This is a genomic window from Sphingomonas echinoides (assembly GCF_029623395.1).
GTDB lineage: Bacteria > Pseudomonadota > Alphaproteobacteria > Sphingomonadales > Sphingomonadaceae > Sphingomonas > Sphingomonas echinoides_A.
The window spans coordinates 1-7,145 of the sequence record NZ_JAPYKK010000068.1; the positions used below are offsets into that span (position 1 = coordinate 1).

A 7,145-nucleotide genomic window follows, 5' to 3' on the forward strand; every position below is an offset into this window, starting at 1 on the left:
GTCATCGCAGTGGAATTCCACGATAACGTCAGCATCTCTAGGAGCTGCTCTGCACATATTCTTACGTATGGATACGTGAAGGACATGTAAAAGAGCGACTTGGCTTTGAACGATCCAACGAGCCTAGAGGACCCGAAAGACCGTGTAGCCGCCGCCCACATGTCCCTTCATCTAAAACCAACAATGTCAAAGAGCGCAGAATACCGACGCCTTGCTCAACCCTTCTTTCAAAGGGCGAACCGAGCGCCGAGGATCTGGTGACTGCAGAAGCGAACCGTCCGGTCCGTCGCTGCGGTGACACCCCTCTAGGCGGGGCCTTTGATTCGGTCAAACCCTTTTTTGCACTTTTCTTTCAAAGGCGCGTCAAAAGCGTCTTATGCGCGTTGTGGGCGTCCCCACAGCGGGGTTGAAGACGGTCGCGAGCATCGTGCGATCCGGTCAGTGCGCCAGCAACACCGGGACCGGGCTGCGATCGATCATCGTGGAGGTGACACCCCCGAACATCGACTGGACCCATCGCGGATGGTCGAACCCGCCCATCACGAGGTAACTCGCCGAACGGCTGGCGAGGACGGTCCGCACGACATCGGTGACCTTGCGACCGCGCCCATCCTCGATCTGGACCATCGCGGTAATCCCATGACGCGACAGATACTTGGCAGCTTCAGTTGCAGGGATCTTAATCGACCCGTCATCGACCTGAAGCACCGTCACCGATCCGGCGAACGTCAACAGCGGGACCGCCGCCCGCATCGCCGATTCTGCCGGATCGGACCCGTCCCACGCGATGACGACGTTTCCGGTCAGATCGAGATGATGGACCCCCTCGGGCACCGCCAGAACCGGACGCCGACCCTTTGCCACCAGCTCTCCGGTAATCTCGCTCGTGTCGGGATACCACGTACCGTCGAGCCGGCGATTCACCACGATCAGATCCGAGAGTTTTGCCGCCGCCCGAAGGCAAGTCGCCGGATCACCGGTCGCATCGACCCAATCATAGGGGATATCCTCATGCGCGAGGCGTTCCTTGAGCACGACGGCGTTGCGCGATTCCCGCGCCTGCTCGTCCGCCAGCAACAGCGCGTCCCCGCCCGACGAAATATAATCCCCGACGAAAACGGGCACCGTCACGACATCGACGCACGTCAAATGCCCGCGCACCGCCCGAACGATATCGAACGCGACCTGAAGCCGCGCTTCCTGCCCTTCATCGTCGTGAACAAGAACCAGGATATTCTTCATCGACCGTCTCCCGTGTCAGCGTAACGCCACACGCTAGGTCGAGCCACGAACGCCGAGAATCGGGAATTTTACGGAGAGGTGCGCCGCAGCGCTCAGCGTTTGCGGCGGCGCAATCGGCGCAACAGCCCGCCCTTGACGATCCCCTCGATCGCGGCCCCCGGCCCTTCGGCGTCGAGCACCTCGTTATCGGCAAGCCATTCCTCGACCGCGGTCAGATCGGGCGTTTCGTATGGGATCAGCGTCTTGCCCGTTCCCCGCAGCGATTCGATCGTCGCGATCAGCGAGTCAGTTTCGTCGATCTTGGCGCGGACCTGCTCTTGCGAACATCCCAAATGCTCGGCGATCAACCCGTCGCGGATCCCGGTGATCACCGGGCCGTACCCCTCGTTCCCGGGGCTCGCGGTGGTGATCGTGACGTCACACTCGGTGTCGAGCCGCATCGAACGGTTGTTCATGTTCGACGACCCGACCCGCAAGCTGACGTCATCGACGATCATGATCTTGGCGTGGACGTAGATCGCTTCCCCGCCCCTGGTATGCGGGTGAAAGATGCGGAAGCGATGCTGCCGATCGCGACGGTGCAACGTCTCGTATAACCGCGCCCGTGCGGTATCCATCGCGAGCGGTTCGAGCCATCCTTGCGCGGACACCGGGTTGATCAGCACGATCTCGGGGCCATCGGGCTCCTCGAGCCGCTTGGCGATCGCCTCGGCGATCTTGCGCGATGCGAAATACTGGCTTTCGGCGTAGATGAAGCGCTTGGCGCGCGCGATCTGATCGAGATACAGACGCTCGATCTCGATCACCGGCTCGCAATCGGGCATTTCGGGCGCGCTGCGTGCGATCGCGACGGTGACTTTCCCGAAGTGACGCTCGAGCGCGTCGGGCCAGCAATCGCTTCCGCCGCGCACCGGCTCGATTGGATGCCCGCCAGCGCGTTCCCACCGCATCCGGGCATGCTCGCCGAGCGCGGCCGCAACCGGACCGGTCAACGCGGTGGTGGCGTCGTGCCACGGCTTGTACGGCTTGCCGTTGGGCTGCCGTCGACCGGGTTCGTCATCGCGGTGTTCGCGTGTGTCCCAGCGGTCGCCGGTCATGTCGATCCCGCCGCAGAACGCGAAGCAATCATCGATCACGACGATCTTCTGATGATGCGACGCGGCGGGGGGATGCTTCGCGTCGAGCTTGGTGTGGATTCGCGGATGGCGCATCCACTTCACCACGGTGAAGATCGTCCGCCCCCGGAACAGCGTCTTCATCGCGCCGAGATCCCAGCGTAGCAGGAAGACCTCGAGTTCAGGATTATTGTCGACCAGCCAGAGAACGAAATCTCCGACCCGCGATGGCGCATCGCGCGCCTCGTCGCTGGTGCCGAGTTGTATCCGCGCATCAAAGTCCCAACCGATCAACATGATCCGCTTGCGGGCCTTGAGCATTGCGGAACGCGCGTGACGAAAATAATCGTCTGCATCGACGATGACTGAGGCCGCTGTCGCCTGCTCGATTCGCCAGCACGTGTCGCCCGGGCGAAGCGACTCGGTGCCAGACTCGGCGGCAATGTCGGTCATAAACGGCGCACAGTCGGGCGCGGACTGGGGAAGCGATCCATTCCGCGCCCTTACGCGAAACCGCGACGCATGAGTCAAGAATTTCGCTTCGCCCCCGTCAGCAGCGCGGACCGCCGCTAATTTCCGTTTCATCTTGGGACCGGATCGCCAGCTCGGGTGTTTGTGCGCTCGACCCCGTGCCCTGCACGTTCGGCTAATTTTCCACCGTCAAACCCGCACGACATCACCATCAAGGAGTTGCCTCATGGATATTACCGACCTCATTCTCGACGACCATCATCAGATCCGCACCCTGTTCGCGCAGATCGAGCAGATCGACCGATCGGACACGGACTCGCTCGGTGCGATTTGGGGCCGGCTCAACGCGCTGCTCGATACGCATGCCGAGGCGGAGGAGCGCTTTTTCTACCCGCGGCTGATGCAGATCGGCACCGGCGGCAACGATGCCGACAGCGCCGCAGAGGAGACCGAGGACGCGATCGAGGATCATAACAAGATCCGGGACGCCTCGTCTGCGGTAAACAAGGAAGATGTCGGATCGGACGCGTGGTTCGAGGCGATCGGCAAGGCGAACGAGGAAAATGGCGACCATCTGGCGGAGGAAGAACGCCAGGGCCTGACCGACTTCCGCGAGAATGCGACGCTTCAGGAGCGGCACGACCTCGCGGTCAAGTTCGCGGCGTTCAGCGCGCAGCACATCACCGGGGTCAAGCCGGTCGACAAGGACCCCGACCAGTGGGTCGCGGATCACGCCAAGAAGTAACCCCCTGCCCTCCCTCCCCAGGAGAAACCCCATGTCGAAGACCACGATCGCAGATTTGTTCGCCCAGACGCTCCATCTTGCGGGGGTCGAACGGATCTACGGCGTGGTCGGGGACAGCCTCAACGGCCTGACCGAGGCGATCCGCGCGCAGGGCAAGATCGAATGGATCCACGTCCGCAACGAGGAAGCGGCCGCGTTCGCCGCCGGGGCCGAGGCGCAGCTGACGGGCAAGCTCGCGGCGTGCGCGGGATCGTGCGGGCCGGGGAACATGCATTTGATCAACGGGCTGTACGACTGCAACCGGACGCGCGTCCCCGTGCTAGCGATAGCGGCGCAGGTGCCGAGCGGCGAGATCGGCTCGAACTACTTCCAGGAGACGCGGCCCGAGGCGCTGTTCCGCGAATGCAGCGTCTATTGCGAGACGATCAGCGACGCGGACCAGATGCCGCGCACGCTCGACACCGCGATCCGCGCGGCGGTGGGGCATCGCGGGGTTTCGGTCGTTGCGATCCCCGGCGACGTTGCCTTGCGCACGACGACGGGGACGCTCGCGCGATCGGCGGATGCGTTGCTGCCGGCCGCCCCCGTCATTACGCCCGCCGCGGGCGAGATCGCGAAGCTGGCGGCGCTGCTCAACGATGCGGGCAAGGTCACGATCCTGGCGGGCCGCGGCTGCCGCGATGCGCATCGGCAGTTGATCCGGCTGGCGGCTGCGTTGCAGGCGCCGGTGGTGCATGCGCTCGGGGGCAAGGAATGGGTCGAATACGATAACCCCTATGACGTCGGGATGACCGGGCTGATCGGCTTCGCCTCGGGCTATGACGCGATGATGGCGTGCGACACGCTGCTGATGCTGGGGACCGATTTCCCGTATCGCCAGTTCCTGCCGAACGAGGCGAAGGTCGCACAGGTCGACCTCCGACCGGAGAACCTCGGGCGGCGGACCGCGATCGATCTGGGGCTGGTCGGCGATGTTGCCGCGACGATCGAGGCGGTGCTGCCGGTGTTGGACGATGGGCGGGATCGGGATTTCCTCGACAAGTCTTTGAAAAACTACGCTAAGGCCCGCGAGGATCTCGACGAGCTGGCGGATGGCACGCCCGGCAGCGGGGTCCTTCATCCGCAGCATGTCGCGCGGCTGGTCAGCGAGATGGCGAGCGAGGATGCGGTGTTCACCGCCGATGTCGGCACGCCGACGGTGTGGGCCGCGCGCTATCTCAAGATGAACGGGCGTCGCCGGCTGATTGGATCGTGGAACCACGGGTCGATGGCGAACGCGCTGCCGCAGGCGATCGGCGCGCAGGCGGCGTCGCCGGGGCGGCAGGTCGTCTCGCTGTCGGGGGACGGTGGTCTCGCGATGCTGATGGGCGAATTATTGACCGTTCGACAGCTCGAATTGCCCGTCAAGATCGTCGTTTTCAACAACGGGACGCTCGGCTTCGTCGAAATGGAGATGAAAGCTGCCGGTTTGGTCGAGACCGGCGTTACGCTCGACAACCCCGATTTCGCGGCGATGGCACGCGCGATGGGGATGCACGCGGTCCGCGTAACCGACCCCGGCGATCTCGCGCGCGGCGTGCGCGACGTGCTCGATCATCCCGGGCCTGCACTCCTCGACGCAGTCACCGCACGCGACGAATTGTCGATGCCGCCCAAGATCACGCTCGAGCAAATGAGGGGCTTCACGCTCTACATGGCGAAGGCGATCCTCAGCGGGCGCGGCGACTCGGTGATCGAACTGGGCAAGACCAACGCGGGCCTACTCCGCAACCTGTTCTGAAGGAAAAAGCGATGGATTATCTGAAGCTCGGCATGACCGGCCTCGACGTCTCGCGGCTGTGCCTCGGGTGCATGACGTACGGCATTCCCGATCGCGGCAACCACGCCTGGACGATCGACGAAGCGACCAGCCGCCCGATCCTGCAAAAGGCGGTCGAGGCGGGAATCAATTTCTTCGACACCGCCAACGTCTATTCGGACGGCACCTCGGAAGAGATCGTCGGACGCGCGCTCAAGGATTTCACGCGGCGCGACGAAGTCGTGATCGCGACCAAGGTGCATGGCCGGATGCGCCCCGGCCCCAATGGCGCGGGCCTCAGCCGCAAGGCGATCATGACCGAAATCGACGCCAGTTTGACGCGACTTGGCACCGATTACGTCGATTTGTACCAGATCCACCGCTTCGATTCCGACGTTCCGATCGAGGAAACGCTGGAAGCGCTCCACGATGTCGTGAAGGCGGGCAAGGCGCGCTACATCGGCGCATCGTCGATGTACGCGTGGCAGTTCGCGACGATGCTCCACGTGTCGGACGCGAACGGCTGGACGCGCTTCTCGACGATGCAGGATTATCTCAACCTGCTGTACCGCGAGGAGGAGCGCGAGATGCTCCCGTTGTGCGAGGCGGAGGGGATCGGCGTGATCCCGTGGAGCCCGCTCGCGCGCGGACGGCTGACGCGCGACTGGGACGAAGCGACCAACCGGTCGGAGACCGACCAGTTCGGCGCGACCCTCTACAGCCACACCGCCGAGGCGGATCGCCGCGTGGTCGAACGGGTGGCCGAGATCGCCAAGGAACGCGGCGTACCGCGCGCACAGATTGCGCTCGCCTGGGTGCTGGCCAAGCCCGAAGTGACCGCGCCGATCGTCGGCGTGTCCAAGCCGGGGCATCTCGACGATGCGATCGCGGCGCTCGAGATCGGGCTGACCGAGGACGAAATCGCGCGGCTGGAGGAACCGTATGTGCCGCATGCGGTGGTCGGGTTCGCATGAAGACGGTCGCGCTTCCCGATGGCACGCTGGTTCCCGCGCTGGGGCAAGGCACGTGGAACATGGGCGATTCCGCCGCTACCCGCGCTGCCGAGATTGCTGCGCTGCGCGAGGGGATCGAGCGTGGGATGACGCTGATCGACACCGCCGAAATGTACGGTGACGGACGGTCGGAACATCTCGTCGGCGAAGCGATCGCGGGGGTACGCGAACACGTCTTCCTCGTCAGCAAGGCGCTGCCGCAGAATGCATCGCGCGCGCGGCTGCGCACGGCGTGCGAAGCGAGCCTCGCGCGGCTCGGCGTCGAGCAGCTCGATCTGTATCTGCTGCACTGGCGTGGCTCGGTGCCGCTCGCGGAGACGGTCGAGGCGATGGAGCGGCTGGTCGCAGACGGGCTGATCGCGCGTTGGGGGGTGAGCAACCTCGATGCCGACGACCTGGCCGAGCTGGTCGCCGCTGGCGGCACGGCCTGCATGACCGACCAGATTCTCTACAATCTGACGCGGCGCGGACCTGAGCTCGATCTGCTGCCGTGGCTCGGCGAGCGCGGGATTCCGGTGATGGCGTATAGCCCGGTCGAACAGGGCCGGCTGCTCGGGAATGCGACCTTGCGGACGATCGCCGCGGAGTTCGATGCGACGCCTGCACAAGTCGCGCTGGCGTGGGTGCTGCGCGATCCGTCGGTGATCGCGATCCCCAAGGCGGGATCGGTCGACCATGTCCGCGACAACCACGCCGCGCTCGATCTGGTGCTGGACCGGGTGTTGCTGGACCGGCTGGAGGCGGCGTTTCCGCGGCCGAAG

At 64.5% G+C, this 7,145-nt stretch carries 6 protein-coding genes; 4 read left to right on the top strand and 2 right to left on the bottom strand.

What is annotated here, in order from left to right; genetic code table 11:
* Positions 1–438: 438 nt before the first annotated feature.
* Both QBJ92_RS20260 and QBJ92_RS20265 read right to left on the bottom strand, forming a co-directional pair.
* Positions 439–1,242: a universal stress protein gene (locus QBJ92_RS20260; RefSeq protein WP_277971494.1), complete on the bottom strand. Its 804-nt coding sequence runs from the start codon at positions 1,240–1,242 to the stop codon at positions 439–441.
* 92 nt (positions 1,243–1,334) lie between these two features.
* The gene (locus QBJ92_RS20265; RefSeq protein WP_277971495.1) at positions 1,335–2,810 is read right to left on the bottom strand and encodes a phospholipase D-like domain-containing protein; all 1,476 of its coding nucleotides are present in this window, start codon (positions 2,808–2,810) and stop codon (positions 1,335–1,337) included.
* 244 nt (positions 2,811–3,054) lie between these two features.
* On the opposite strand from QBJ92_RS20265, the gene QBJ92_RS20270 reads away from it, so the two are divergent.
* The 4 genes from QBJ92_RS20270 to QBJ92_RS20285 all read left to right on the top strand — a co-directional run.
* The gene (locus QBJ92_RS20270; protein WP_277971496.1) at positions 3,055–3,573 is read left to right on the top strand and encodes a hemerythrin domain-containing protein; all 519 of its coding nucleotides are present in this window, start codon (positions 3,055–3,057) and stop codon (positions 3,571–3,573) included.
* Between the two features lie 31 nt (positions 3,574–3,604).
* Positions 3,605–5,353: a ubiquinone-dependent pyruvate dehydrogenase gene (poxB, locus tag QBJ92_RS20275; protein ID WP_277971497.1), complete on the top strand. Its 1,749-nt coding sequence runs from the start codon at positions 3,605–3,607 to the stop codon at positions 5,351–5,353.
* 11 nt (positions 5,354–5,364) lie between these two features.
* Positions 5,365–6,345 (top strand): aldo/keto reductase, encoded by a 981-nt coding sequence (locus tag QBJ92_RS20280; RefSeq protein WP_277971498.1) that lies wholly within the window; start codon positions 5,365–5,367, stop codon positions 6,343–6,345.
* The coding region (locus tag QBJ92_RS20285) for an aldo/keto reductase (RefSeq protein ID WP_277971499.1) at positions 6,342–7,145 on the top strand (804 nt) is incomplete at its 3' end. The genes QBJ92_RS20280 and QBJ92_RS20285, both read left to right, overlap by 4 nt.